The following is a 26,696-nucleotide window of genomic DNA, read 5'->3' as shown; positions in this document are numbered from 1 at the left end:
ACCGGCGCCGCCTTGAGCGTCAATCATGGCGGAAAGACCAATACCACGTAGATGGATACGCCATGAGCGCTGTAACGATCGAACACTTCGATACCCAGATTGTCGATTTGCCCACCATTCGTCCGCACAAACTGGCGATGCACACCATGCACGGCCAGACGCTGGTGATCCTGCGTATCCGTTGCAGCGACGGTATCGTCGGCATCGGCGAGGCCACCACCATTGGTGGCCTGGCGTATGCCGGGGAAAGCCCGGAAAGCATCAAGGTCAACCTCGATACCTGGTTTGCGCCGCTGCTGATCGGCCAGGACGCCAGCAATGTCAACGCCGCCATGCAACGGGTCGACCGGGCCATTCGCGGTAATACCTTCGCCCGCTCGGCGGTGGAAACCGCCTTGCTCGATGCCCATGGCAAACGCCTCGGGCTGCCGCTGGCCGAACTGCTCGGTGGCCGGTTGCGGGACGGCGTGGAAGTGGCCTGGACCCTGGCCAGCGGCGACACCGGCAAGGACATCGAGGAGGCCGAGCGCATGCTCGACCTGCGCCGCCATCGTCATTTCAAACTCAAGATCGGTGCCGGCGAACCGGCGCGGGATATCGCCCATGTCGCGGCGATCAAGCGTGCCTTGGGCGACCGCGCCAGTGTGCGGGTGGATATCAACCAGGCCTGGAGCGAGGCCGTGGCGGTACGTGCCTGTCGCCAACTGGCCGATGCCGGGGTCGAGCTGATCGAGCAGCCGCTGTCCCGCCATGATCGTGCCGGCATGGTGCGTTTGAGCGCCCATAGCCCGATCCCGCTGATGGCCGACGAAGCCATCGAGTCGGTGCAGGACAGCTTTGCCCTGGCGCAAATGGGCGCCGCGAGTATTTTTGCCCTGAAGATCGCCAAGACCGGCGGCCCGCGTGCCGTGCTGCGTACGGCCGCGATTGCCGAGGCGGCGGGTATCGGCCTGTACGGCGGCACCATGCTCGAAGGCAGTATCGGCACCCTGGCGGCCGCGCATGCTTTCGCCACCCTCGACAGGCTGGAGTGGCACACCGAACTGTTCGGCCCGTTGCTGCTGACCGAAGACATTCTGGTCGAACCGCCGACCTATCGTGATTTCCAGCTGCTGATCCCGAAGACTCCCGGGCTCGGCCTGGTCATCGATGAAGAACGCCTGGCGCGTTTTGCCCGCCACTGACTTCCTGAACCCAGAGGACACACCATGCTTTTTCACGTACGCATGACCGTCAAACTGCCCACCGACATGCCGGCCGAACAGGCTGCGCGACTCAAGGCCGATGAACGCGAACTGGCCCAGCGCCTGCAACGGGAGGGCACCTGGCGCCACCTTTGGCGCATCGCCGGGTTGTATGCCAATGTCAGCGTCTTTGATGTGCCGGATGCCCAGGCGCTGCACGATACCCTGATGCAACTGCCGCTTTATCCCTATATGGAGATCGAGGTCATGGCGCTGTGCAGGCATCCCTCTTCGGTCCGTGACGACGACCGCTGAGCCGGGGTTTTCCAAGGTTTGCATCCACAAGAACAATGATGAGGAACAGCAGCATGACCGTTCGTATTTCCCAAACCGCCGAAGTCCAGAGCTTCTTCGAAGGCGCCGCCGGCCTTGACCAGGCTGCCGGCAATCCACGGGTGAAGCAGATTGTCCACCGGGTGTTGAGCGACAGCATCCGCCTGATCGAAGACCTGCGGATCTCGCCGGAAGAGTTCTGGAAGGCCGTGAACTACCTGAACGAACTGGGCAGCCGCCAGGAGGCCGGCCTGCTGGTCGCCGGGTTGGGCCTGGAACACTATCTCGACCTGTTGCTGGATGCCGAAGACGAGCAGGCCGGCCATGTCGGTGGCACGCCACGGACCATTGAAGGACCGCTGTATGTGGCCGGTGCGCCACTTTGCGAAGAGGAGGCCCGGCTGGATGACGGCCGTGATCCGGGCACCGTGCTGCTTATGCGCGGTCAGGTCCGCGGCCTCGACGGCAAGCCGCTGGCCCATGCGCTGGTCGATGTCTGGCATGCCAACACCGGTGGCACCTATTCCTACTTCGATCCTTCGCAGTCGGAGTTCAACCTGCGCCGGCGCATCCGTACCGACGCCGAAGGTCGCTACCGCTTCCAGAGCATCGTGCCTTCCGGCTACGGTTGCCCGCCGGACGGCCCGACCCAGCAGTTGCTCGATCAACTGGGCCGGCACGGCCAGCGCCCGGCGCATATCCACTTCTTTATTTCCGCCCCGGGTCATCGTCACCTGACCACACAGATCAACCTGGCGGGCGATCCCTACCTGCACGACGACTTTGCCTACGCCACCCGCGACGAGTTGATTGCCGAAATCGTCTTCAAGGAAGACGCGAACGGGCGGCATGCCGAGATCGACTTCGATTTTGCCTTGCAGTCGACGGATGCCGCCAAGGAACAGGACAAGGGTGAGCGGGTGCGGGCACTCGAAGTCTGACCCTCGCCGCGTTCCGGCGTTACAGGTCCCGCGTGCGTCTGCCCGCGGGACTTTTGTCGTCCTGCCAGCCTTGATGGAAAAACAAGAGAGGCTTATCCCATGACCACTTTGTTGAGTGAGCGCAGCCGGATTTTCGAACAGGCCGATGCCCATGCGGTCTCCGAGTATGTCAACCAGCATGTCGGCAGCCATTGCATTCGTCTGCCGCCCAAGGGGCGCCCGCAAGCGAGTATCAAGCACCGGACCTTTTCCAGCCTTGACCTGTGCCGCATCAGCTACGGCGCCCGGGTCCAGGTAACGTCGCCGGCCCTGGAAACCATCTATCACCTGCAGATACTGCTGAGCGGACACTGCCGTTCAAGCTCCCGGGGCGAGGAGCGGATCTATACGCCCGGTGAGATCCTGCTGATCAACCCGGATGATCCGGTGGACCTGACCTATTCGGCCGATTGCGAGAAATTTATCGTCAAGCTGCCGGTGCGCTTGCTGGAAAATGCCTGCCTGGACCAGCACTGGCTGCTGCCGCGCCAGGGCATTCGCTTCGACAGTGAGCGCCGCGACCTGGCCGGGTTGGATGGTTTTGTGCAATTGCTGGGGCTGATTTGCCACGAGGCTGAGAGCTGCGCGGAACCGGAGATTAAAACCCTGTATGAGCGCATTGTCGCCAGCAAGCTGCTGGGCCTGCTGGCGAGCAATGTGCAACGGGTCTGCCCCGAGGCGGAGAGCGCTGGTGGCTTCGAAGCGGTCCGCCAATTTATCGAGGCGCATCTGCACGATGAGATCGGTGTAGAGCAATTGCGTGAGGTGGCGCGGGTCAGCGAGCGCTCCCTGTACTTGCTGTTCGAACGGCATGTCGGTATTTCGCCCCGCGACTATGTGCGCCAGCGCAAGCTGGAGCGGGTGCATGCGCTATTGCAGCTACCGGGCGCCCGCAGTGTCACCGAAGTGGCGCTGGACCATGGTTTTGTTCACCTGGGGCGCTTCTCCGAAACCTATCGCAAACGCTTTGGCGAGCTGCCTTCGCACACCTGGCGCCGCCAGCGGGAGGGGGCTGCACGTAGCGGATAGCGATTTGCAGGGGGCGGATATTGTGACAGTCAGGGCAGGCATAAGGTGAGGGCGCCTGAGACAAGAACAATGGAGGGCCCAGCCCATGAGCGACACACTCGACAGACTCGCCTGCCAGATCCGCGAGTCGGTTCAGGAAGACCCCGCCAGCGGAACGTTCCGCTGCCGCCGCGACATCTTCACCGACACCGAACTGTTCTCGCTGGAAATGAAACACATCTTTGAAGGCGGCTGGGTCTACCTGGCCCATGAAAGCCAGGTCCCGGAGATCAACGACTACTACACCACCTTTATCGGCCGCCAGCCGGTGGTGATCACCCGCGACAAGCAGGGCCTGCTCCATGGCCTGGTCAACGCCTGTGCCCACCGTGGCGCCATGCTCTGCCGCCACAAGCAAGGCAACAAGGGTTCGTTTACCTGTCCGTTCCACGGCTGGACCTTCAGCAACACCGGCAAGCTGCTCAAGGTCAAGGATGGCAAGACCGGCGCCTACCCCGACCGCTTCGACTGCGACGGCTCCCATGATCTGCGGCGCCTGGGGCGCTTCGAAAACTATCGCGGCTTCCTGTTCGGCAGCCTCTCGGAGCAAGTCCCGCCGCTGAACGATTACCTGGGGGAAACCCGGGTCATCATCGACCAGATGGTCGACCAGGCCCCCGAAGGCCTGGAGGTGTTGCGGGGCAGCTCGTCCTATGTCTACGACGGCAACTGGAAGCTGCAGATCGAGAACGGTGCCGACGGTTACCACGTCAGCTCCGTGCACTGGAACTACTCGGCGACCATGCAGCGGCGCAACTACGAGTCCGAGGGCACGCGCACCGTGGATGCCAACGGCTGGTCGAAAAGCCTGGGCGGCGTCTACGCCTTCGAGCATGGCCATATCCTGCTCTGGACCCGCTTGCTCAACCCGGAGGTCCGTCCGGTGCATGCTCATCGTCAGGCTCTGGCTGAGCGCTTGGGTCAGGAACGTGCCGACTTTATCGTCGATCAGACCCGCAACCTGTGCCTGTACCCCAACGTCTATCTGATGGATCAGTTCTCGACGCAGATCCGTGTGGTGCGGCCGATTGCGGTGGACAAGACCGAAGTGACCATCTATTGCATGGCGCCCAAGGGTGAAAGCGCCGAGGAGCGCGCAACCCGTATCCGCCAATACGAGGACTTCTTCAACGTCAGCGGCATGGGCACGCCCGATGACCTGGAGGAGTTTCGCTCCTGCCAGACCGGCTACCAGGGCTCGATCCCGTTGTGGAACGACCTCAGCCGTGGCGCCAAACAATGGCTGGAAGGCGCCGACGAGAATGCCCGGGCGATGGGCATGCAACCGCTGCTCAGCGGTATCAAGACCGAGGACGAAGGTCTGTTCGTGCGCCAGCACGCGCATTGGGCCGAAAGCCTGCTCACGGCGCTGGAGCGCGAGCGCAAAGGTTTGATCGCCACGGACAAGGAGGGCCAGGTATGAACCTTTCACGTGATCGTTTGCTGGATTTCCTCTACCGCGAGGCCCGACTGCTCGACGACCGCCAGTGGGACGAATGGCTGCAATGCTATAGCCAGCAGGCGCAATTCTGGATGCCGGCCTGGGATGACCACGACAGCCTGACCGAAGACCCGCAGCGCGAGATTTCGCTGATCTACTACCCCAACCGCGACGGCCTGGAAGACCGCGTGTTTCGGATCAAGACCGAGCGCTCCAGCGCCAGCACCCCGCAGCCGCGCACCGTGCACCTGATCGCCAACCTGGAAGTGCTGGACGGTGATGAGCGTGAAGTCGAGCTGCGCTTCAACTGGCACACCCTCAGCCATCGCTACAAGACCACGGATTCGTACTTCGGGACCTCGTTCTATCGCCTGGATATCAGCGGCGAGCAACCGCTGATCACCCGCAAGAAGGTGATACTCAAGAACGACTATATCCACCAAGTCATTGATATTTATCATATCTGAGGGCCGGCCCATGACGTATCGCATTGCCCTGAACTTCGAGGATGGGGTCACTCGTTTTATCGACTGCAAGGCCGGCGAGAAGGTGCTCGACGCCGCCTTTCGCCAACGGATCAACCTGCCCATGGACTGTTCCGACGGCGTCTGCGGTACCTGCAAATGCCGTTGCGAAAGCGGCGCCTATGACCTCGGCGAAGATTATCTCGAGGAAGCGCTGGGGGCCGATGAGGTCGAGCAGCGCCAGGTGCTGACTTGCCAGATGATTCCCGAAAGCGACTGTGTGCTGGCCGTGCCGGTGCCGTCCGGCACCTGCAAGACTGGCACCTCGCGGTTCGACGCGACCCTGGCGGGGATCACCGCTCACGCCGACGCAGCTCTGGAAGTCCGTTTCGAACTTGATCAGGCACCAGCGTTCCTGCCGGGACAGTACGTGAATATCGGCGTCCCCGGCAGTGAACAGACCCGCTCGTATTCGTTCAGCAGCCTGCCCGGCGAGTACCACGTCAGCTTTCTGATCAAGCATGTCCCGGGTGGGCTGATGAGCGGCTGGCTGGGTCGGGCCCAGCCCGGCGAAAAGGTCTCGATGAGCGGGCCGCTGGGCAGTTTCTACCTGCGCACGGTGACCCGGCCGTTGCTGTTCCTGGCCGGTGGTACCGGACTGGCGCCGTTTCTGTCGATGCTCGAAGTGCTCGCCGAGCGCAACGAACGTCAGCCGATCCACCTGATTTATGGGGTTTCCCGGGACCAGGACCTGGTCATGGTCGAGACGTTGCAAGGGTTCAGCGAGCGCTTGCCGAATTTCACCTTCGTCACCTGTGTCTCCGACCCGCGGACCCTGCACCCGCGCCAGGGTTATGTGACCCGGCACATCGCGCCCGGGTTGCTCAACGGCGGGGAGGTCGACGTTTACCTGTGTGGCCCGCCGCCGATGGTCGATGCCGTACGGCAGCACTTCAAGGCAGAGGGCGTGATCCCAAGCAGCTTCCACTACGAGAAATTCACCGCCAATACCCTGGTGACCGGCGATGCCGCCTGAGGAGATCGTGATGAACCCACGTTTCAAGGACAAGGTAGCGCTGGTCACCGGCGCGGCCCAAGGTATCGGTCGACGAGTGGCCGAACGCTTGCTGGAGGAGGGCGCCTGGCTGGTGGCCGTGGACCGTTCCGAACTGGTCCACGAGCTGCGTGGCGAACGGGTCCTCAGCCTGACTGCCGACCTGGAACAGCATGCTCCTTGCACAGAGGTCATGCGCGCCGCCCATAAGCGTTTCGGGCGCATCGATATCCTCGTCAACAACGTCGGCGGGACCATCTGGGCCAAACCTTTCGAGCATTACCAGGAAACCGAGATCGAAGCGGAGGTGCGCCGCTCACTGTTCCCGACCCTCTGGTGCTGCCATGCGGTATTGCCCTACATGCTGGAGCAGGGCGGCGGGGCGATCGTCAATGTCTCGTCGGTGGCTACGCGCGGGATCAATCGGGTGCCCTATGGCGCGGCCAAGGGCGGGGTCAATGCCCTGACTGCCTGCCTGGCCTTCGAGACCGCCGGCCGCGGGATTCGGGTCAATGCCACGGCACCGGGCGGCACCGATGCGCCGCCGCGGCGTATCCCGCGCAATGCCCAGGCACCCAGCGGCGATGAACAAGCCTGGTATCGACAGATCGTCGAGCAGACCGTGGACAGCAGCTTGATGAAGCGTTATGGCAGCATCGACGAACAGGCAGGGGCGATCCTTTTTCTCGCCAGCGACGATGCTTCCTACATTACTGGCGTGACCTTGCCAGTAGGAGGGGGGGATCTGGGCTGAGCTGACGCGCCGGGCCGTTATATAAGCTATATATAGACTGTTGCCTGAAACGTGTTGCGGCACAATGTCGCAACCGTTGCCGACACGTTGTACTGGTGACCGTTGTTTGTCACCCTTGGCGCCAATAATAATCAGCGACGTCACTTTCGTGTCCATGCCCCGGTTTTCCCACTCATTGCGTCAGCTTGCCATTTGCCTGGCCATGCTTGCGGCGTTGCTGCCGAGCGTGATGCTGTTGCTGCCGGCTGCCCATGGGCAGTCGATGATGATGGGCGAACATTGCAACATGGTCGGTATGACCGGACACGACTCGTCCTCCGGCAGCCGCGATCCCTCGCCGGACCAGTACCATGAATGCCATTGCCTGCTGTGTGTCGTCCATGCGGTCGATATCGGTTTACCGCCCAGCGTCGTTCAGTGGCAGCTTTCCGGTCGCACCGACGTCGTGCTGGCACAAGCGATCTACCCTCCCTACGCCAGCACAGTCTGGCTGGTCTCCGAGCCGCGCGGCCCGCCCGCTTTTTCCTGATTCTCCTTGCAATGGCAAATCCTCCCCAGTCTGTTTGGGTGGTTTGCCCCTATGCGTTGCAACTTAATCCAGGAATGCCAACCCCATGGTCATGCCATCACTGCGCCGTACCCGTCGAAGCGTATTGCCGCTCGCGGCTTTGTCTGTCACCGCTTTATTTCCGCACCTCGCGTTGGCTTGTGCCAGCTGTGGCTGCACCCTCAGTTCCGATTGGGACAATCTGGGCATCAGCAGCTCGTCGGGGCTGAAGCTGGACCTGCGTTACGACTATCTGAACCAGAACCAATTGCGTAGTGGTAGCCACAGCATTTCTCCAGGTGCCGCGAGCCAGATCTCCAACAACGGCAACCCACAGGAGGTGGAAAAGTACACCCGCAATGACTACCTGACGATGGGCCTGGACTACAGCTTCAATGCGAGCTGGGGCGTGGATCTGCAAGTGCCGTATATCTTTCGCAGCCATAACACCCTGGGCACGGCATCGGATGGTGTGACCCCAGGTGATGGTGGGGGCCAGTACAGCTCCAGGACCTCCAGTCTCGGCGACGTCAAGGTCATCGGTCGTTATCAGGGGTTCACACCGCAGCACAACCTGGGAGTGTTGTTCGGTTTGAAACTGCCCACGGGGGCCCATGACGACACCGCCCCGTCCACCGACCCCACCGCCCCAGGCCCTGTGGCGATAGACCGTGGCCTGCAACCGGGTACCGGGACCACCGACGGCATCCTGGGTGTCTATTACATGGATACCCTGAACAAGAACTGGGACTACTTCGGCCAGGCCTTGCTGCAGAAGGCGCTTGATTCCAGTGATCACTATCGCCCAGGCGATGGCGTCAACCTGAATGTCGGCCTGCGCTACATGGGCAACGCCTACGTCACGCCGCAGCTCCAGCTGAATGTGCGACATGTCGAGCGCGATGTCGGTGCCAATGCCGACACCGTCAGCACCGGCGGCACTCTGGCCTACCTCAGTCCGGGTGTGACGGTGCCGGTCGGCAAAAAGACCTCGCTCTACAGCTTCGTGCAGGTGCCGGTCTACCAGAATGTCAACGGCGTGCAGCTTGCTCCGCGCTATACCGCGACCATCGGCGCCCGATACGCGTTCTAGTGATCCATGAGACGGAGGGAAACTTGATGAGCACAAAAAGACTGCTGCCCTTGTTCGCGCTCTGTTGCAGCCTGGTTGGTCTGCCCGCCTGGGCGATTGATGTAGGCGAGCACGCGCCGAATCTGACGGCGAAAACCCTGGATGGCGAGACCTTTGATCTGCGCAAACAGGCCGGCCAGGTGGTGATCGTGAATTTCTGGGCTTCCTGGTGCGAGCCGTGCCGGGCAGAAATGCCCGCGATGGAAGCCTATTACCAACAGCACAAAGGCGAAGGGCTGAAGATTATTGCGATCAGCATGGATGAGCCGGAGGACGACGCCATGGTGCACAAGGTCATGGCCGGCTACAGCTATCCCGCAGCGTTCCAGCGGGACGCCGATTTCAAGGGGTTTGGCCGGGTCTGGCGGATGCCCATGACCTACGTCATCGACAGGCAGGGCGTGGTGCGCAAGGACGGTAGCGTGGGCGATCCGAAAATCGATCGGGCGCTGCTGGATCAGTTGGTGAACCCGTTGCTGGCGACGCATTAGCACTGACAGCCTGAAAACCGCCGAGTGCTTTGGCACTCGGACCGGCCATGCTCCGCTATAGCGGAGCCAATTACAGATATCACATCGTGCTTTTCTCCGGCCGGTGCCGAGAAGGGCGGGGGGATATCGTCCTGTGAGGCCCGAACCAGAGCCTGGGGAAAAAGTTTCATGTTCTGGAGGCGAAGTTTCATCTGAAACAAATTGTATTAAAAAATTCCCAGGCCTAAGATGCGCGCAATTCGAGACCGGTTCTCATTTCGATTCTCATTTTGATCCTTTCCCGTGGCCCGAGCCTGTTGCCGCGGTGTGAGGATCAAGTCCTTATGGAGTCATCGATGCGCGCAATGTCGTACCACCGATCCACTCAGCGTGTTGTTCTGTCGACCGCCCTGGCTTGCTCTGTCGCCTGGCTGTGGGTCGCTCCCGCCAACGCGGCGCAAGCAGTGCCGACGGCCAATCCGTCCATGGCGACAGATGACGTCAACCCTGCGGACCTACCTGAAGCGGATCTGGCGATCAAGGCCGCGCCAGCCGGTCAGTGGACCGGTTTCTGGACGCGCCAGAACATGCTCGGCGATATCGGCGGGCTGCGCTCGAGCCTCGCGGCCTATGGCGTGACCCTGGGCCTGACGGAAACCAGCGAATACCTGAACAATGCCAAGGGCGGCTTGAATCGCGGTGGGGACTACGACGGTCTCACCACCATGACCCTGAAGCTCGACACCCTCAAGATGTTCGGCCTGGCCGGCGGTACCCTGAACATCAGCGCCATAAGCGTCCACGGGAAAAACCTCAGCGCCGACAAGCTGGGCACCCTGCAGACCGCCAGCGGTATCGAAGCGGACACCGGCACCCGCCTGTGGGAAGCCTGGTACCAGCAGAAATTCCTCGACGAGACCCTGGATTTGCGCGTCGGCCAGCAGAGCATCGACCAGGAGTTCATGGTCAGCCAGTACGCCAGTACCCTCGTCAACACCATGTTCGGCTGGCCGGCGGTGCCGTCCTACGACATGCCGGCCGGTGGCCCGGCCTATCCGTTGTCGGCCCTGGGTATCCGTGTGCGGGTGCATCCGACCGATGCGATCACCGTCCTCGCGGGCGTCTATGACGGTAACCCGGCGGGCACCAACGACGGTGACCCGCAACGGCAGAACGCCCACGGCACCAACTTCGACCTGCACACCGGCGCGCTGTACATCTCCGAGCTGCAGTACGCCGTCAACCCGGCCTCTCTGGGTCAGACGGAGACCGCCAACCCCGGTCTGCCGGGTCTCTACAAACTCGGCGCCTGGTACAACACGCAGAACTTCGCCGACCAGCGCTACGGCACCGACGGCTTGTCGCTCGCCGATCCGAACAGCAACGGCACCGCCACCGAGCATTCGGGCAACTACAGCGTCTACGCCGTGGCCGACCAGATGATCTGGCGCCAGGCCCCGGACAGCATGCGTTCGGTGGGCGTGTTCACCCGCCTGATGGGGGCGCCGGGCGATCGCAACCTGATCAGCTTCAGTGCCAACGCCGGCGTGACCCTGGCCGCGCCTTTCGAAGGCCGCGATGCCGATACGGTCAGCCTGGCGCTGGGTTACGTCAAGGTCGGCAGTGGCGCCGCGGGTCTGGATCTCGACAGCGGCAACCGCGTGCGCAATGGCGAGACCTTTCTTGAAGCGACCTATCAGTACCAGTTGACCCCGTGGCTGCAACTGCAACCGGACATTCAGTACACGCTCAATCCAGGGGCGGGCCAGAACCCGAACGATCCGACGCTGCGAATGGGTGACACGCTGGTCTGGGGCTTGCGCACCAACATCACCCTCTAGACCGGACGCTGGCCGAGCGCTTTGCGCCGGCCCGAGCGCACCGATCCGCTTTGTTTGATTTCGGCCCTGCCCGACAGGGCCTGTCGACTTCGAGAAATCAGGAGTATTGCATGACGTATTCGAGCCTGCCGCGTCTGGGCAAAGGCCTTGTGGCCCTGGCCACGCTATTGACCTTCAATGTCGCCCTGCCGGCGTACGCGGATGATGCCCAGGGTTTCCTGACCGGCATCCACAAGCACCAGCCCCTGACGTCCACGGTCCCGGACAATGGCGACCAGAACCCGTACGCCATTGCCGTGGCACCGGTGTCCGCCGGGAAAATCCAGAAGGATGACGTGCTGGTCGACAACTTCAACAACGCCGCCAACCTGCAGGGCGTCGGCACCACCATTGTCGACTACAACCCGAGCACCAAGCAGCTGTCGTTGTTTGCCCAATTGCCCCATGACCTGCCGCAGTGCCCGGGCGGCGTCGGCCTCAGCACCGCGATGACCATGCTCAAGAGTGGCTGGGTGATCGTCGGCAGCACCCCGAGCAATGACGGGACCACCGACACCAAGGGCGCTGGTTGCCTGGTGGTGCTCGACCCGAACGGCAAGGTGGTGGATGTCTGGTCCGGGCCGAATATCAACGACCCATGGGGCAATATGGCGGTGATCGACAACGGTTCCAGCGCGACCTTGTTTGTCAGCAACGCCGGTTTTGGTGTCGGCAGCGCCAAGGGCACGCCACCGGTGGTGATTCAGTCCACGGTATTGCGCCTGGACCTGAAGATCCCGGAAGGCAAGCCACCAGTGATCACCAACCAGACCGTGGTCGGCAGTGGCTTCAGCGCCCAGGCTGACAAAGGTGTGTTCCTCGTCGGCCCGACCGGCCTGGCGATGGGCAAGGACGACAAGCTGTACGTCTCCGATACCCTGGCCAACCGCATCAGCGAAATCTGGGATGCCACCACCCGTACCACCAGCGCCGGTGTCGGCCGCACGTTGACCAAGGACGGCATGTTGCTGCGTCCGTTGGCCCTGACCACCGCACCTAATGGCCACTTGCTGACCACCAACGGCTTGAACGGCAAGGTCGTGGAAATCGACCCGGAAACCGGCAAGCAGCTCTTTGCCCAGTGGATCGATGCCAACAAGGCCCAGACACCACCGGGTAACGGCGATCTGTTCGGCCTGGTCATGACACCGACCGGTGATGGCTTCTACTACGTGGAAGACGACGTCAACATGCTGGTCCTGGCCAAATGAGTACATACGACGACAGTGTTCCTGGCCTGTCCCGGCGTCGTTTCCTGAGCGCGGCCAGCAGCCTGGCCGTTGCCGCGGGAGTGATCGGCACCGGCGGCGCGGCCGCGGCCGAAAGCCTGGCAAAGCCCAAGGCCGGCCAGGCGTTGGCCGCAGTCGAGCCGTTCTATGGCGTGCACCAGGGCGGCATCGTCACGCCACAGCAGACCCATTCGCTGTTTGCCGCGTTCGACCTGGAAACCACTGCGCGGGCGGATGTGATCGCGCTGCTCAAGCGCTGGACCGCTGCGGCCAATCGCATGAGCCATGGCGAGACCGCGCAACCACTGGCGGTGCCCAAGGATGCCGCGCCACTGGACGGCGGTTCGGCCGAGGGACTCAGGCCGTCTCGCCTGACCGTGACCTTTGGCTTCGGTCCCGGCTTGTTTGTCGGCAGTGATGGCAAGGACCGTTATGGCCTGGCATCGCGGCGCCCGGAAGCGCTGGTCGATCTGCCGAAATTCAACGGCGACCAACTGGTAGCCGAGAAGTGTGGCGGCGACCTGAGCATCCAGGTCTGTGCCGATGATCCGCAGGTGGCTTTCCATGCCCTGCGTGAGCTGCTCGCCCTGGCGGATGGCGTGGCCCTGATCAAGTGGATGCAGTCCGGTTTTACCAGCCCCCCGGCTGGCGGCGGCACCACCCGAAACCTGATGGGTTTCAAGGATGGCACCAACAATCCGTCCACTCGCGACAGCAAGATGATGGACGAGGTGGTCTGGGTCGGCGATGAAGGCGGCTGGATGAAGGCGGGCTCCTATGTCGTGGTGCGGCGTATCCGTATCGCGCTGGAGCACTGGGACAGGACGGAACTGGGCTTCCAGGAAGAGGTGGTGGGTCGTGACAAGGCCAGTGGCGCGCCGCTGGGCAAGACCCACGAGTCCGACCCGCTGGATCTTGAAGCACAAGACAAGGACGGCAACCCGATCATTCCGGACAATGCCCATGCGCGGCTGTCCGCCGCCGCTGAAAACGACGGTGCGCAGATTCTGCGGCGTGCCTACTCCTACAACGATGGGGTGGGTTTTTATGCCGAGCGTTGGCCACCATGGCGCCAGGGCATGATGCTCGATGCCGGGTTGTTCTTCGTGGCTTACCAGCGCGACCCGCGCAGCGGCTTTATCAAGATCAACAAGAAACTGTCCACCCTGGACATCATGAACCAGTTCACCACCCATGTGGGGAGTGGGATCTTCGCCTGCCCACCGGGTGCCAGCGAGGGTTCGTTCATCGGTGCCGGGTTGTTCGAAGGGCTCGACAGCTAAGGGCTGTCGAGCAGGGCGCAGCCTGTATCGGGCTGCGCCTCTTTGGCTGTAATCATCGCTGTATTGGGAGTATTTCGAATGTCTTTCAAGGTTTTCAACGCCACGTTGCCGCGCACTGTCCAACTCGCCTGCCTGGCAGCCGCGATGCTGGCGTGCGGCGTCTCTCAGGCCGCCTCGCTGACCCTGTACAGTGCGCAACACGAGCAGACCGTCAATCAACTGGTCAAGGATTTCGAAAAGCAGACCGGCATTTCGGTCAAGGTGCGCACCGGTGAAGGTCCGGAACTGGCGGCGCAACTGCTGGCCGAAGGCAGTGCCTCGCCCGCCGACGTGTACTTCACCGAAAACTCTCCCGAGCTGATGTTGCTGGAAGAGAAGGGCTTGTTGGCCCCCGTGCAACCCGCCACTTTGTCGACTATCCCGGCCCGTTACAGCTCGCCGAGCGGTGATTGGGTCGGGGTGCTGGCCCGTGAAAACGTGCTGGCCTACAACACCAAGCTGGTCCAGGCCACTGAATTGCCGGCCTCGTTGCTCGACCTGGCCGAGCCGGCCTGGAAAGGCAAGGTGGCCATTGCGCCGGCCGATGCCGACTTCCTGCCCCTGGTCAGCGCGATGCTGGCGGTGAAGGGCGAAGCCACCACCTTGCAGTGGCTCAAGGGCCTGCGCACCAACTCGCAGATTTTCAACGATGACGAAGGCGTTACCGCTGCCGTCAACCGTGGTGGTGTTGCCGTCGGGGTGATCAACAGCTACTACTGGGCGCGCCTGCACACCGAAGCCGGTGACAAAGGGACCCACAGTGCGCTTTATCACTTCGCCAACGGTGATGTCGGGGCGCTGGTCAACGTGTCGGGCGTCGCGGTCCTGAAGACCACCCGCAACCAGGAAGCCGCGAACAAGTTTGCCGCCTACCTGACCAGCGAAGGCGCTCAACAGTTGATGGCCAGCAACAAGGTGACCTACGAGTATCCGCTGCGCGCGGGTGTTGCTCCGGACCCTGTACTGCTGCCGTTCAGCAAGCTTTCGCCACCGGCCCTGGATATGAAGACCCTGGGTGACGATAGCCACGCGGTCAAGTTGCTGCGCCAGGCCGGCCTGCTGTAAATGGCCAATGCGACCATTGCGGTCAAGTCCGAACGGCGTACGCCGTTCGGACTTTTGTTTGTCTGTGTCGTCGTGGCGCTGCTGGTGCTGGCGCCGCTGGCCTTCACCCTGAAGCAGGCGGCGAGCTTCAGCTACGATGACGCGGTCGAATTACTGTTCCGGCCCATTGTCGGCGAGCTGGCGGTCAATACCTTGTTGATTGTCCTGGCGGCGACGTTCGCCTCGGCCTTGATCGGTACGGCGGTGGCCTGGTTCGTCGAACGCACCTATCTTCCGGGACGAGGTGTCTGGGCGGTGCTCGCGGCGGTGCCGCTGGCCATGCCGCCCTTTATCACCAGCTATGCATGGGTTTCCCTGAGCCTGTCGTTGCAGGATTTCTCCGGTGCCTTGCTGGTGGTCACCACCGCCTACTTTCCACTGGTTTACCTGCCGGTTTCCGCTGCGCTCAGGGGCATGGACCCGGCGTTGGAGGAAACCGCCCGTTCCCTCGGGCTCGGGCCGTGGCGCTGCTTCTTTCGCGTGGTGCTGCCGCAGCTCAAACCGGCGTTGCTGGGCGGGGTACTGCTGGTCGCCCTCAGCGTACTGTCCGAGTTTGGCGCGTTCGCACTGTTGCGTTTCCGGACCTTTACCACCGAGATCTATGCCGAATATCGTGCCAGCTTCGACGGTGCCGGTGCGGCCTTGCTGGCCTGCGTGCTGGTACTGCTGTGCCTGATCTGCCTGGTGGCGGAGTTCAAGGTGCGCGGCCTCACGCGTTATGACCGGCTCGACCGTGGCACACGCCGATCGGCCACCCGCTACGAACTGGGCCGGGCGAAATGGCTGGTATGGGCCGGGTTTGCCGGTTTGACCGTGACCACCCTGGGCGTTCCCCTGGGCATGATCGGCTACTGGTTGCTGCAGCACAGCGAGGCCGCCGTGACGCCCTCCGAGTTCTCGCTGGGGCAATTGACCAGCACGACCTGTGCCTCCTTGGGCCTTGGCCTGGCCGGGGCGCTGCTCACCACCTTGCTCGCGTTGCCCCTGGGCTTTTTGTTGGCGCGCTTTCCAAGTCGTATCAGCACCTTGCTGGAGCGTATTGCGTATCTGGGGCAGGGCGTGCCGGGTATCGTCATCGCCCTGGCGGTGATTTCGATCTCGATCCGCTTTATCCAACCGCTTTACCAGAGTGCGGCGTTGTTGGTCCTGACGTATTCGATCCTGTTCCTGCCGCTGGCACTGGTCGGTGTACACGCCACGCTGGTGCAGATCGAACCCCGTCTTGAAGACACGGCCCGCTCGTTGGGCCTGCGGTGGTGGCAAACGGCATGGCGGGTGATTCTGCCGCTGGCCGGCCCCGGTATCGGTGCCGCCGCTTCGATGGTGTTTATCACCATCGTCACGGAGCTGACCGCCACCTTGTTGTTGTCACCCATCGGTACCCACACGCTCGCCACCCAGGTCTGGGTCGATACCTCGGCGATGGCCTTTGCCGCTGCCGCGCCGTATGCCGCCATGCTGGTCGGTATTTCACTGTTTTCCACCTGGCTGCTGATGTCGCTGTTCGGCAAATCGGCGGTGCTGGGTAGCTTCCAATCATAGGGATCGACATGGCTGATGTAGAAATTCGCGGCCTGCGCAAGACGTTTGGCAACACCCCGGTATTGCGTGGCGTCGATCTGTCGGTGTCGTCCGGCAGCCTGGTGGCGATTCTTGGACCGTCCGGCAGTGGCAAGACCACGTTGTTGCGGCTGCTCTGTGGCTTCGAGCGCGGTGACGCGGGGACGATTCAGATCAATGGCCAGCGGGTCAGCGGTCCCGGCGTCTATGTGCCGTCGGAGAAGCGTCATATCGGTTATGTGCCGCAGGAAGGCGCGCTGTTTCCGCATCTGTCGGTGGCCGAAAACATCGTCTTCGGCCTGCCGCGGCAACTGCGAAAAGCCCACCACCGCGTCGCCGAGTTGCTCGAACTGGTGGGCTTGCCCGGCGATTTTGCCAATCGTTCACCGCATTCGTTGTCCGGCGGACAGCAGCAACGGGTAGCGCTGGCACGGGCGCTGGCACCGGCGCCGGCCCTGGTCCTGCTCGACGAGCCGTTTTCCTCGCTGGATGCCGCGCTGCGGGTGGAAACCCGGCAGGCGGTAGCGCAGGCCTTGTCGGCGGCCGGCGCCACTGCGTTGCTGGTCACCCACGATCAGTCCGAAGCGTTGTCCATGGGCAGCGAAGTCGCGGTGTTATGGAAGGGTGAACTGGTACAGGTGGCGAGCCCTGAGCAGTTGTACCGGATGCCGGTCAGTCCCGAGCTTGCGCGCTTTGTTGGCGATGCAATGTTGTTGCCGGGGATTGTCGACGGCGCCCGCGTGGTGTGTGCCCTGGGACCTTTGCGCCTGATGGCGGCCATGCCCGACGGGCCGGTACAGGTGTTGCTGCGGCCGGAGCAGATCAGGCTTTCAGCCGTGGAAACCGGCGTTGTCCAGGCGCGGGGCAGGGTGCTGAAAGTGGACTACTACGGGCATGATGCCTGTGTGCACCTGGGGCTGTCGGATGGTACGGGCCTATCGACCACGCTGATTGCGCGCGTGCCCGGCCATTTATGCCCGCGGCCGGGTGATGAGGTGGCCATCAGCGTGGAGGGGGAGGTACTGGCCTATGAAGTTTTCCGTGATTGATATGGGTCAAGCAAACCAGCCGATACCAGGCCGGAATCAAGCCATCCGCTGAATCTGTTGAAGCGCCCACCCCAGCTATCTCATGAAGGCTGCACGAGGTCGTACCTTTGTTGATCCAGGTCAACATTGCGATTGTCATTTCATGGAAGCTGCAAGGGCGCCATTGTTGCAGATCCAACCAGGGGAACACCCTGATAGTCCACCTCAACGTCCTCAGCATCCTGCTGTTGACCTGGACGACCACGACCGCTATTCCGGAAAAGGAACCTCTTGGATACGAACCGGGAGCACTCCGATGCTTGAGCCTCAATCTCGAACGCTGGACCTGATGGATGTCGAGTTGTCAGCCGACTTGTTCCTGCCGATGAATGCAAAGGGGCTGGTGATCTTCGTTCACGGCAGTGGCAGCGGCCGTACCAGCCCGGGTAATCGGCACGTTGCCCAAGCCCTTGCCAGGGAGGGACTGGGAACGTTGCTGTTCGACCTGCTCACGGAGACCGAGCAACGCCTGGACAACCTGACCCGCGAGTTGCGTTTCGATATCACCCTGCTGGGCAGCCGGTTGGTAGAGGTGATCGACTGGATCGGCCAGGATGTGGAGTTGCATTCGTTACGGATCGGTCTGTTTGGCGCCAGTACGGGCGCCGCCGCGGCGCTGTTGGCGGCGGCTGAGCGCCCGGACAGAGTGCACGCGGTGGTCAGTCGGGGAGGGCGGACCGACCTGGCAACAGTGGTGCTGCCACGGGTGAAGGCACCGACCTTGCAGATCGTCGGCGCACAGGACCCCTTGGTATTTGGCCTGAACTTCCAAAGCAGTCATGTCCTGCGCTGTGAGCAGCGGCTGGAGGTCGTGGCGGGGGCTACGCATCTTTTTGAAGAGGCCGGCACCCTTGGGGAGGTCGCCAGGCTCGCTGGCGAGTGGTTCGAGAAGTATTTGCAGATGGAGTTAGTCACCCTTTGACGGGGTTTGAACACCAAACCCAAGGGCGACGTCCCTTCAAATGGCTATCAAAGATGATCGGCGTCGATAATGGCCTTGGCAAAGGCCTGCGGATCCTCCTGCGGCAGGTTGTGGCCGATGCCGCCCTGGATAAGCCGGTACTCATATTTGCCGGTGAAACGCTTGGCATAGTCCTCGGCGGCGGGATGCGGTGCGCCGTTGGCGTCGCCCTCAAGGGTGATGGTCGGCACTCCGATGGACGGGGCCTTGGCCAACTTCTGTTCCAGAGGATCGTATTTCGTTTCCCCCTGGACCAGTCCCAGGCGCCAGCGGTAGTTGAAGACCGTAATGGCAACCTGGTCGGGGTTGTCCAGGGCAGCAGCGCTGCGATTGAAGGTGGCGTCGTCGAAGGCCCATTTCGGCGAGGCCGTCTGCCAGATCAGCCTGGCAAAGTCGTGGGTGTTCTTTTCGTAGCCGGCACGGCCCCGTTCGGTGGCGAAGTAGTACTGGTACCACCATTGCAACTCGGCCTTGGGCGGCAATGGGGTCTTGCCGGCTTCCTGGTTGCCGATCAGATAACCGCTGACCGAGACCAGCGCCTTGACCCGTTGCGGCCAGAGTGCCGAGACGATATCCGCCGAGCGCGCGCCCCAATCGTAGCCACCGAGCACCGCCTGCTTGATCTTCAGTGCGTCCATGAAGTCGATAACATCGCTGGCCAGCGCGGCGGGTTGGCCGTTGCGCACGGTGTTGGCGGAAAGAAAGTGCGTATCGCCGTAGCCCCGTGCGTAGGGCATGAGTACCCGGTAACCCTTTGCCGCCAGTAACGGTGCTACTGCGTCATAGCTGTGAATGTCGTAGGGCCAGCCGTGCAGGAGAATGACCACAGGACCATCGGCCGGGCCTGTTTCGGCGTAGGCCACATCCAGCAAACCGGCATCGATATGCTTGAGCAGGCCGAACGGGGTGGACTGGGCCGCACCGCTGGTGCCGCCAGTATTCACCGTTGCCGGGGCTGCTGCGTTGCTGGCTTGCGCGTGGGCGACACCAAGCGCACCGAACTGCATCAGCGTGAATGCGAGGACGGACGAGCCAAGCAGGCGGCGTTTTTTATCAACGGGGTGTTTCAACAGGGTTGTCTTCATGTTCCGGTGTCCTTTCAAACGAAGGGTCAGGTGTTCTGGCTGACTCTTATTTGAACGCGGAGACGTATCTGGCCTGTTTCAAGATTGCCCTGTGGGTGTAAATGCTTGTATCGAACCGGCTTGAGATACACGGTGATACACGACGGATTCTGCCGCGGACGGCGCGCTACAACAGCGTGCTTGTTGAGGGAGATCAAATTCGCCTGCTGCTTTGGGTCCACTATGGAAACAGACCATGAGCAGAACGGGCGTACATGGGTCAATCAACGGCGGGACTGCCAAATGCCGAGGTGAGTCATGATCCGATCATTGCGTCTACTGCTTATTGCACCTTCCCAACCGGTGCACACCCCTGCGTTGGAATATGCGGGGGGATTGGCGCAGACACTCAATTCGGCGTTGCATCTGGTTGCTTTCGTCCATGCAGCGGCACTCGATGTGGTCGGGCACGGCCATTCGGTCAATCTGGACAACGCCCGCAACGGCATGATGGATGTTTATCGGCAGTGGCTGAACAGCGAAGCGGTCTTGTTGCGTGAAAAGGGAGTTGAAGTGCAGTACGAGGTTATTTGGGGAAAACCATCCGCTTTTGAGCTGGCAGCCTACGCGCAGAACCTGAAGACTGACTTGATTATCAAAGACTTGCATGAGGAAGCTCATCTAAAACGTCTGGTGTTGTCGTCGCTCGATTGGGACCTGTTGTGTGCCAGCCAGACCTCGGTACTCTATATCAAGCAAGCACCAGCCCCTCGTCTGCGCAAGATCCTGGTGGCAGTGGACATTGAACTGGAGGGCGAGGCGCGCGCGACTGAAAATGACCAGATCATCAGCATGGCCCGGCAATTGGCGGATGCCTGTCATGCGTCGTTGCATCTGATTACGGTCTACCACTGCGATTCCGTAGGCTGCAAGAGCATTGCAGCAGCCCTCTCAAGTGCTGAGTTGCCGAGTTATGAGGCCCGCAGGAACGTATTCGATGCATTGGCGACTGAACATGGGTTCGCCAAGGAACATCGGCATTTCCTGGTGGGAGCACCGGCCAACGTCATTCGTAGCTATATCCAGCGTAATACTTATGATCTCCTGATCATTGGCTCTGCCAATCACCATCTTCTCAGTTCGACGATCGGGAGCACCGCGGAAGGGATTCTCGATAATCCCGTCTGCAATGTGCTTGCACTCAAACTGCCTCCCGCGTCCTGTAATGCGTATGCGCAGACGCAAGAGGGCGCGCAGGCCGATGGCGTGTCCCATCAATTGCAACCGGAGTTGATGGCTCGGTAAAGGCCGGGGAAACCAACTGGCTTGATGTAGATCAAGCAGCAAAGTGCTCCGACTCCGATAGTAAACGCTCGTGTTCGCACCCATCGGAGTTCTTCATGAGTGACTTTCTGAACAAGGATCAATTGGAAGGGCTCGATGCCTACTGGCGGGCTTCCAACTATCTGGCCGTTGGGCAGATCTACCTCAAGGACAATCCGCTGTTGCGCAGGCCCCTGGCACTGACCGATGTAAAACCTCGGTTACTGGGGCACTGGGGAACCAGTCCTGGCTTGAATCTGATCTACGTGCACCTCAACCACCTGATCAAGACCCATGACCTGAACCTGCTCTTTGTCACCGGCCCGGGGCACGGCGCGCCGGCCATCATGGCGCAGGCGTATCTGGAAGGGACCTACACCGAACTCAACCCGCGGGTGGAACAAAACGCCGACGGATTGCTGCAGCTGTTTCGACAGTTTTCCTGGCCTTATGGTATCTCCAGTCATGTGTCGGCGCAGGTGCCCGGGTCCATCAATGAAGGCGGGGAGTTGGGCTATTCCCTGGCGCACGCCTATGGTGCGGCCTTTGATAATCCCGATCTGATCGTCGCCTGTGTGATTGGCGATGGCGAGGCCGAAACCGGTGCACTGGCGGCCAGCTGGCATTCGAACAAGTTTCTCGACCCGCGGCGTGACGGCGCCGTGCTGCCGATTTTGCACCTCAATGGCTACAAGATTGCCAACCCTACGCTGCTCTCGCGCATCAGCGAGGAAGAGCTCAGCGCCTTGATGTATGGCTATGGCTATGAGCCTTACTTTGTCGAAGGCGATGATCCCGAGACGGTGCATCAGGCCCTGGCTAAAACCCTGGACACCATTTTATCGGAGCTGCGCGAAATTCAGCGTACTGCGCGTCGGCAGCCCAGGCAGTCGGTGCCGGAGCGTCCGCTCTGGCCGATGCTGGTACTACGCACGCCCAAAGGCTGGACCGGCCCCAAGTTCGTCGACGGCTTGCCTGTGGAAGGGACCTGGCGTGCCCACCAGGTACCGCTGGCGGACCTGCAGCAACCCAGGCATTTGATGCAACTTCAGGAATGGCTCAAGAGTTACCGCCCGGAGGAGCTGTTCAGCGCCGGCGGCGCCTTGCTGCCCCACATTGCCGAACTGGCACCGGGCGGACACCAGCGCATGAGCGCCAATCCCCATGCCAACGGTGGGTTGCTGCTGCGCTCCCTGGAAATCCCGCGTTTTTCGGAATATGCGGTCAAACTGCCAAGCCCCGGGGCCCTACAGGCGGAACCGACACGTGTGCTGGGCGTGTTTTTGAAAGAGGTCATGAGAAGCAACCTGGCGTCTGCGAACTTCCGGCTGTTTGGCCCGGATGAAACAGCTTCCAACCGGCTCGACGCGGTCTATGAGGTCAGTGGCAAGACCTGGATGGCGGACCTGGAGCCGGGAGACAATCATCTGGCCGCCGATGGGCGTGTCATGGAAATACTCAGTGAACATGTCTGCGAAGGTTGGCTGGAGGGTTACCTGCTCACCGGGCGTCATGGGCTGTTTTCCTGCTACGAAGCGTTCATTCACATCGTCGGTTCGATGGTCAATCAGCACGCCAAATGGTTGAAAACCGCCGCCAGTGTGCCCTGGCGCAAACCCATTGCCTCGCTCAACCTGTTGCTGTCTTCCCATGTCTGGCAGCAAGACCATAATGGTTTTTCCCACCAGGACCCGGGATTTATCGATCTGGTGGCCAACAAGAAAGCCGAGGTGGTGCGCATTTACCTGCCACCCGATGCCAACTGCCTGTTGTCGGTGACGGATCACTGCCTGCGCAGTCGCAACTACATCAATGTCATTGTCGCGGGTAAACAGCCGGCCCGACAGTGGCTGGATATCGAATCGGCCATCAGCCATTGCCTGCGTGGCATTGGTCGCTGGGCGTGGGCCAGTCATGACGATGAGGTCCCGGATGTGGTGATGGCCTGCGCCGGTGATGTGCCGACCCTGGAAACCCTGGCGGCGGTGACCTTGTTGCGCGATTACGTAGCGGATCTGAAGGTCAGGGTTGTCAATGTGGTCGACCTGATGGTGATCCAACCCGATAGCGAGCACCCCCACGGTTTATCGGAGGGCGCTTTCGAGGAACTTTTTCCCCGCGATATACCGGTTATCTTTGCCTTCCACGGCTATCCATCGCTGATCCACCGGCTTTTGCACGGTCGCGGACAGCAGGAGCGTTTTCATGTCCGGGGGTTCAAGGAGGAGGGGGCCACCACGACGCCCTTTGACCTGACGGTGATCAACCAGCTGGATCGTTACCAACTGGCCCTGGATGTGATTGAACGTGTCCCACGCCTGCAGCCGCAGGTCGAGACCGCGCGTGCACGTTATTGGGCCTCCCGGGAAAGGCATGCCCTGTACCTGATCGAACATGGCCAGGACTTGCCGGAAGTGGCGCAATGGCAATGGACGCCGGCCTCCGAAAACGGAGCGGACGGCCCAGGCCAGTAACGGCTGCGGCAAAACAGGAGTGCACCACGATGGATGATCCTTGCCCCGCGTTGTTGGTGTTTAACGCGGGTTCTTCGACGCTCAAGTTTTCCCTTTATGACGCGAGCCTGTCAGCGCCCCACTGTCTGGGGCATGGCAGTGTCGAAGTGCGCGAACACAAGGCCAGCCTGAGTTATCAGGACACTCGGCTCAAGGCCGGGCGGCAGGCGCACTGGTCGAGTGCCGGTGACGGCATGGACGCTGCCACCTTGAGCCACCTGATGGGCTGGATCGACAGCAATACCCGGTGGCGTGTCCGCGCCGCGGCCCATCGCGTGGTCCATGGCGGCCAGCGGCGCGAGGTGGCGGCGCTGGTGGATGGGTCGCTGATCCGCGAGATGCAGGCGCTGACGCCGATGGCGCCGTTGCACCAGCCGTTGTGCCTGGCACCCATGCTCCACTTGGCCCGTGAGTATCCCGGTATGCCCCAGGTGGCCTGTTTCGACACTGCGTTTCACCACACCCTCGATCCACTGGAAACCCTTTACGGACTGCCCAAGGCCCTGAGTGAGGCGGGCATGCGCCGTTACGGCTTCCACGGCTTGTCCTATGAGTATATTGCCGGTGTTTTGCCCGATTACGACCACGATGCGGCACAAGGTCGGACGATCGTCGCCCACCTCGGCAACGGCGCCAGTTTATGTGCGCTGCATGACCGGATCAGTCGCGCGACCACCATGGGTTTCTCCACGCTGGACGGATTGCTCATGGGCAGTCGACCGGGAAGCCTGGATCCCGGGATCGTGCTGTACCTGCTGCGTGAGCGGGGCATGAGCATGCAGGCAGTCGAACACCTGCTGTATCACGAGTGCGGCTTGCTGGGTGTCTCTGGCGGCGAGGCCAGCGATATGCGCACGCTGATGGCCAGCCGTTCGGACGCCGCCAAACAGGCCATAGCGTTGTTTGTACGCCGCGTCGTCAAGGAAATCGGCGCGCTGGCCGCGGTGCTCGGTGGCGTTGACGCTCTGGTGTTCACCGGTGGCATCGGAGAACACGCGCATGAGGTGCGCGATGGGATTCTTGAGGGGTGCGCCTGGTTGGGCGTAGTTCGAAAAAGCGCCGGCAGTGAGAAGCCCGATCAGGCCGTGTCTGCCTGCCTTTCCCAGGCGCAGAGCAAAGTATCGGCATGGGTCATTGCCACTGACGAGAACGCGGTCATCGCCCGACACAGCCTGGCCTTGCTGCCTCAGGGGGTGTAACCGAAAGCCGCACCTGATACGTGCTCATCGCACACTGTTGGGGCGTATGGAAATCAATGATCACGGGGAAATCCACCCCACCGGCGGTATTGAACGGTGGGTAGGCGCTTTGGCGTGCGGTAGAGGGGTGTCGGGCGAGAGGGACGGCACGGTAAATGCTTATAGCTGTATATACAGCTGAGCAATAAGTGCGTCATGTCCTCTCAACCACGCCCCCAGGAGTGCATATGTCTTCCAGCATCCGTCTTCCCCTGATTGATATGTCCGGTGTTCGCGAAGGTGACCAGGCGAGTATTCGTCGAGCCGCCGATGCCATCCGGACTGCCTGCTGCGATACCGGCTTCTTCTACATCATCAATCACGGTGTACCGCAGCCGGTGATCGACAGGGCGATGTCGGCTGCCGCGGAGTTCTTTGCCTATCCGACCGAGGTCAAGCGCGAGGCGGCCGTCAACAAGCGCCATCGTGGCTGGCACGCGCTGGGCGGGGCGACCATGTACGAAGCCAGCAAACCTGATCACAAGGAGTTTTTCAGTATCGGGCTCGAGTTGGCTGAAGACGATCCCAGCGTACTCGCCGGTGAGGCGCTGCGCGGCCCGAACCAGTGGCCGGCATTTATGCCGTCGTTGCGCGAGGTCCTGGCCGAGTACTATCAGGAAATCGGCAAGGCCGGGGCGGATCTGTTGAGGGTGGTGGCGGTGGGGTTGGGGATTGACGAACATTTCTTCATCGACAAATACACCAAGCCTTTGCAACGCACCCAGATGGTCTATTACCCGCCGCAACCGGCCCAGGCCGATGCCGATCAATTCGGGGTGGCGCCCCATACCGACTACGGTTGCATCACCTTGCTGTATCAGGACAACAGCGGCGGCTTGCAGGTCCGTGAGCTGGGCTCCAACAGCTGGATCGATGCGACGCCGATTCCGGGCAGCCTGGTGGTGAACGTCGGCGACCTGCTGGCGCGCTGGTCCAACAATCGCTTTCGCTCGACCTTGCATCGGGTGATCAACCGCTCAGGTCATGAGCGTTACTCCATCGCGACCTTCTATGATCCGACCTATGGCGCCCTGGTCGATCCCTGTGAACTGGGGATCGATTCAGCGCAGAGCCTGTATCCGCCGGTGGCGGCGGGAGACTACATACTCAAGAGAATCGATGACTCGATGGCGTATCGCAAGGGCAAGGCGCCAGGCGTTGAGTGAATGCCGTAAACGGCAGGGAGGATGGCACGTACAAAAGGGGCGCCCCTTCGCGAATCACTGCGACAGGTAGTCCTTTTGTATCCGTGCCAGCGTCCCGTCACGGCGAAGCGCTTCAATCGCTTGGCGCAAGTCGTGGACCTGTTCGGAGGAGCATTGCTTCGAGCAGGCGAGATAGAGATCCACCGTGCTCATGACGGGGCTCATCAGCAGCTTGCGGCTGGAGACCTTGGGCCAGATGTACTGGCTCTCGGGGACGCCGTTGAACCAGGCATCGATGCGGCCTTTCAAAAGCATTTGCGCGGGATTTTCCCCAATGGTCAAGGGGTGGATCTGCTTGTCGCTGAAACCTTGGGCACGCAGGATTTCCTCTTGCGCACTGCCCAGGCCCACGCCGATCACATGGTAGATCTTCCTGGCTTCGGCGAAGCTGCTCACCCGGTGCTCAAGGCTGAAAAAAGCACGGTCCATGCTCATGATGGGCGCGATCCAGGTGAAGTGATCTTCGCGCTCGGGCGTACGTGACAACGGGGCGATCAAGAGGTCCTGCTTCTCACTGACGTATTTTTGCGACCTGGCCCAGGGCAGCGCCTGTATATGAGCGACATAGCCGGCTTTGGCAATGGCCATCAGGGCGGCATCTCCGACGATGCCGTGCCCCTTGGCGTCATCGACAAGCGTCAGCGGGGGCGCGTCGATGATAAACAGGTCGATCGGTTGTGGCGCAGCCCATGCGTGATAGCTCAGCAGCAGGAACGCCGGCAGACACAGCTTGGCAAGGGCCTGGGTACGAGTATGGGCTACGCGCGTGATCTGGCTCATGA

General features: G+C 61.6%; 24 protein-coding genes. 22 read left to right on the top strand and 2 right to left on the bottom strand.

Going from position 1 to position 26,696, the window contains the following annotated elements; all coding sequences use genetic code 11:
- The first annotated feature begins 62 nt into the window (after nt 1–62).
- The 18 genes from HX830_RS03820 (at nt 63) to HX830_RS03735 (ending at nt 18,532) form a co-directional block, all read left to right on the top strand.
- Entirely contained in the window at nt 63–1,184 is a 1,122-nt protein-coding gene (locus HX830_RS03820; protein ID WP_177099019.1) for a muconate cycloisomerase family protein, read from the top strand.
- 24 nt (nt 1,185–1,208) lie between these two features.
- The gene (gene catC, locus HX830_RS03815; protein WP_152739138.1) at nt 1,209–1,499 is read left to right on the top strand and encodes a muconolactone Delta-isomerase; all 291 of its coding nucleotides are present in this window, start codon (nt 1,209–1,211) and stop codon (nt 1,497–1,499) included.
- Nucleotides 1,500–1,552: 53 nt separating this feature from the next.
- Nucleotides 1,553–2,458: a catechol 1,2-dioxygenase gene (catA, locus tag HX830_RS03810; RefSeq protein ID WP_177099018.1), complete on the top strand. Its 906-nt coding sequence runs from the start codon at nt 1,553–1,555 to the stop codon at nt 2,456–2,458.
- Nucleotides 2,459–2,557: 99 nt separating this feature from the next.
- The gene (locus tag HX830_RS03805) at nt 2,558–3,526 is read left to right on the top strand and encodes an AraC family transcriptional regulator (protein ID WP_177099017.1); all 969 of its coding nucleotides are present in this window, start codon (nt 2,558–2,560) and stop codon (nt 3,524–3,526) included.
- An 85-nt stretch (nt 3,527–3,611) separates the two neighbouring features.
- Nucleotides 3,612–4,988 (top strand): Rieske 2Fe-2S domain-containing protein, encoded by a 1,377-nt coding sequence (locus tag HX830_RS03800; protein WP_177099016.1) that lies wholly within the window; start codon nt 3,612–3,614, stop codon nt 4,986–4,988.
- On the top strand, nt 4,985–5,473 hold the full coding sequence (benB, locus tag HX830_RS03795) for a benzoate 1,2-dioxygenase small subunit (RefSeq protein WP_152739126.1): 489 nt from the start codon (nt 4,985–4,987) through the stop codon (nt 5,471–5,473). The genes HX830_RS03800 and benB overlap by 4 nt, the downstream gene beginning before the upstream one ends.
- Nucleotides 5,474–5,483: 10 nt before the next feature.
- Nucleotides 5,484–6,506 carry a benzoate 1,2-dioxygenase electron transfer component BenC gene (gene benC, locus HX830_RS03790; RefSeq protein ID WP_152739123.1) on the top strand — a complete coding sequence of 341 codons (1,023 nt, stop codon included), beginning with the start codon at nt 5,484–5,486 and terminating at the stop codon, nt 6,504–6,506.
- Between the two features lie 10 nt (nt 6,507–6,516).
- Nucleotides 6,517–7,278 (top strand): 1,6-dihydroxycyclohexa-2,4-diene-1-carboxylate dehydrogenase, encoded by a 762-nt coding sequence (locus HX830_RS03785; RefSeq protein WP_152739120.1) that lies wholly within the window; start codon nt 6,517–6,519, stop codon nt 7,276–7,278.
- Between the two features lie 154 nt (nt 7,279–7,432).
- Nucleotides 7,433–7,807, top strand: a complete 375-nt coding sequence (locus HX830_RS03780) for a DUF2946 domain-containing protein (protein WP_256350405.1) — start codon at nt 7,433–7,435, stop codon at nt 7,805–7,807.
- 85 nt (nt 7,808–7,892) lie between these two features.
- Nucleotides 7,893–8,918, top strand: coding sequence for a hypothetical protein (locus HX830_RS03775; protein WP_103497451.1), 1,026 nt, complete (start codon nt 7,893–7,895; stop codon nt 8,916–8,918).
- A 26-nt stretch (nt 8,919–8,944) separates the two neighbouring features.
- Entirely contained in the window at nt 8,945–9,448 is a 504-nt protein-coding gene (locus tag HX830_RS03770) for a TlpA disulfide reductase family protein (protein ID WP_103497450.1), read from the top strand.
- Nucleotides 9,449–9,783: 335 nt separating this feature from the next.
- Nucleotides 9,784–11,268 (top strand): carbohydrate porin, encoded by a 1,485-nt coding sequence (locus HX830_RS03765; RefSeq protein ID WP_218171191.1) that lies wholly within the window; start codon nt 9,784–9,786, stop codon nt 11,266–11,268.
- Between the two features lie 110 nt (nt 11,269–11,378).
- Nucleotides 11,379–12,518, top strand: coding sequence for a hypothetical protein (locus HX830_RS03760; RefSeq protein ID WP_177099014.1), 1,140 nt, complete (start codon nt 11,379–11,381; stop codon nt 12,516–12,518).
- Complete coding sequence (efeB, locus tag HX830_RS03755) at nt 12,515–13,819, top strand: iron uptake transporter deferrochelatase/peroxidase subunit (RefSeq protein WP_177099013.1); 1,305 nt, start codon at nt 12,515–12,517, stop codon at nt 13,817–13,819. The genes HX830_RS03760 and efeB overlap by 4 nt, the downstream gene beginning before the upstream one ends.
- A gap of 78 nt (nt 13,820–13,897) precedes the next feature.
- A complete protein-coding gene (locus HX830_RS03750) occupies nt 13,898–14,923 on the top strand; it encodes an iron ABC transporter substrate-binding protein (RefSeq protein WP_177099012.1) in 1,026 nt (341 codons plus the stop codon).
- Nucleotides 14,924–16,504: an ABC transporter permease gene (locus HX830_RS03745; protein ID WP_152739105.1), complete on the top strand. Its 1,581-nt coding sequence runs from the start codon at nt 14,924–14,926 to the stop codon at nt 16,502–16,504. It abuts the gene before it with no gap.
- A gap of 8 nt (nt 16,505–16,512) precedes the next feature.
- Nucleotides 16,513–17,571, top strand: a complete 1,059-nt coding sequence (locus tag HX830_RS03740) for an ABC transporter ATP-binding protein (RefSeq protein WP_103497444.1) — start codon at nt 16,513–16,515, stop codon at nt 17,569–17,571.
- 295 nt (nt 17,572–17,866) lie between these two features.
- A complete protein-coding gene (locus HX830_RS03735; protein WP_103497443.1) occupies nt 17,867–18,532 on the top strand; it encodes a dienelactone hydrolase family protein in 666 nt (221 codons plus the stop codon).
- 47 nt (nt 18,533–18,579) lie between these two features.
- Here HX830_RS03735 and HX830_RS03730 read toward each other — a convergent pair whose 3' ends face one another.
- A complete protein-coding gene (locus HX830_RS03730; RefSeq protein ID WP_177099011.1) occupies nt 18,580–19,656 on the bottom strand; it encodes an alpha/beta fold hydrolase in 1,077 nt (358 codons plus the stop codon).
- A 297-nt stretch (nt 19,657–19,953) separates the two neighbouring features.
- Between HX830_RS03730 and HX830_RS03725 the strand changes: the two genes are divergently transcribed.
- From HX830_RS03725 to HX830_RS03710, 4 genes are all read left to right on the top strand, one after another.
- On the top strand, nt 19,954–20,940 hold the full coding sequence (locus HX830_RS03725) for a universal stress protein (protein WP_152739096.1): 987 nt from the start codon (nt 19,954–19,956) through the stop codon (nt 20,938–20,940).
- A gap of 95 nt (nt 20,941–21,035) precedes the next feature.
- A complete protein-coding gene (locus tag HX830_RS03720) occupies nt 21,036–23,432 on the top strand; it encodes a phosphoketolase family protein (protein WP_103497440.1) in 2,397 nt (798 codons plus the stop codon).
- Nucleotides 23,433–23,461: 29 nt separating this feature from the next.
- Nucleotides 23,462–24,670, top strand: coding sequence for an acetate/propionate family kinase (locus tag HX830_RS03715; RefSeq protein WP_177099010.1), 1,209 nt, complete (start codon nt 23,462–23,464; stop codon nt 24,668–24,670).
- A 227-nt stretch (nt 24,671–24,897) separates the two neighbouring features.
- Entirely contained in the window at nt 24,898–25,875 is a 978-nt protein-coding gene (locus HX830_RS03710; RefSeq protein ID WP_152739086.1) for an isopenicillin N synthase family dioxygenase, read from the top strand.
- 54 nt (nt 25,876–25,929) lie between these two features.
- Here the strand turns inward: HX830_RS03710 and HX830_RS03705 are convergent, their stop codons facing one another.
- Entirely contained in the window at nt 25,930–26,694 is a 765-nt protein-coding gene (locus HX830_RS03705; protein ID WP_152739083.1) for a substrate-binding periplasmic protein, read from the bottom strand.
- Between the last annotated feature and the right edge of the window lie 2 nt (nt 26,695–26,696).

This window comes from Pseudomonas gingeri, assembly GCF_013385425.1.
Classification (GTDB): Bacteria; Pseudomonadota; Gammaproteobacteria; order Pseudomonadales; family Pseudomonadaceae; genus Aquipseudomonas; species Aquipseudomonas gingeri_D.
Note: the sequence above shows the minus strand (reverse complement) of the source record. Positions and strands in the feature narration are given on the sequence as shown.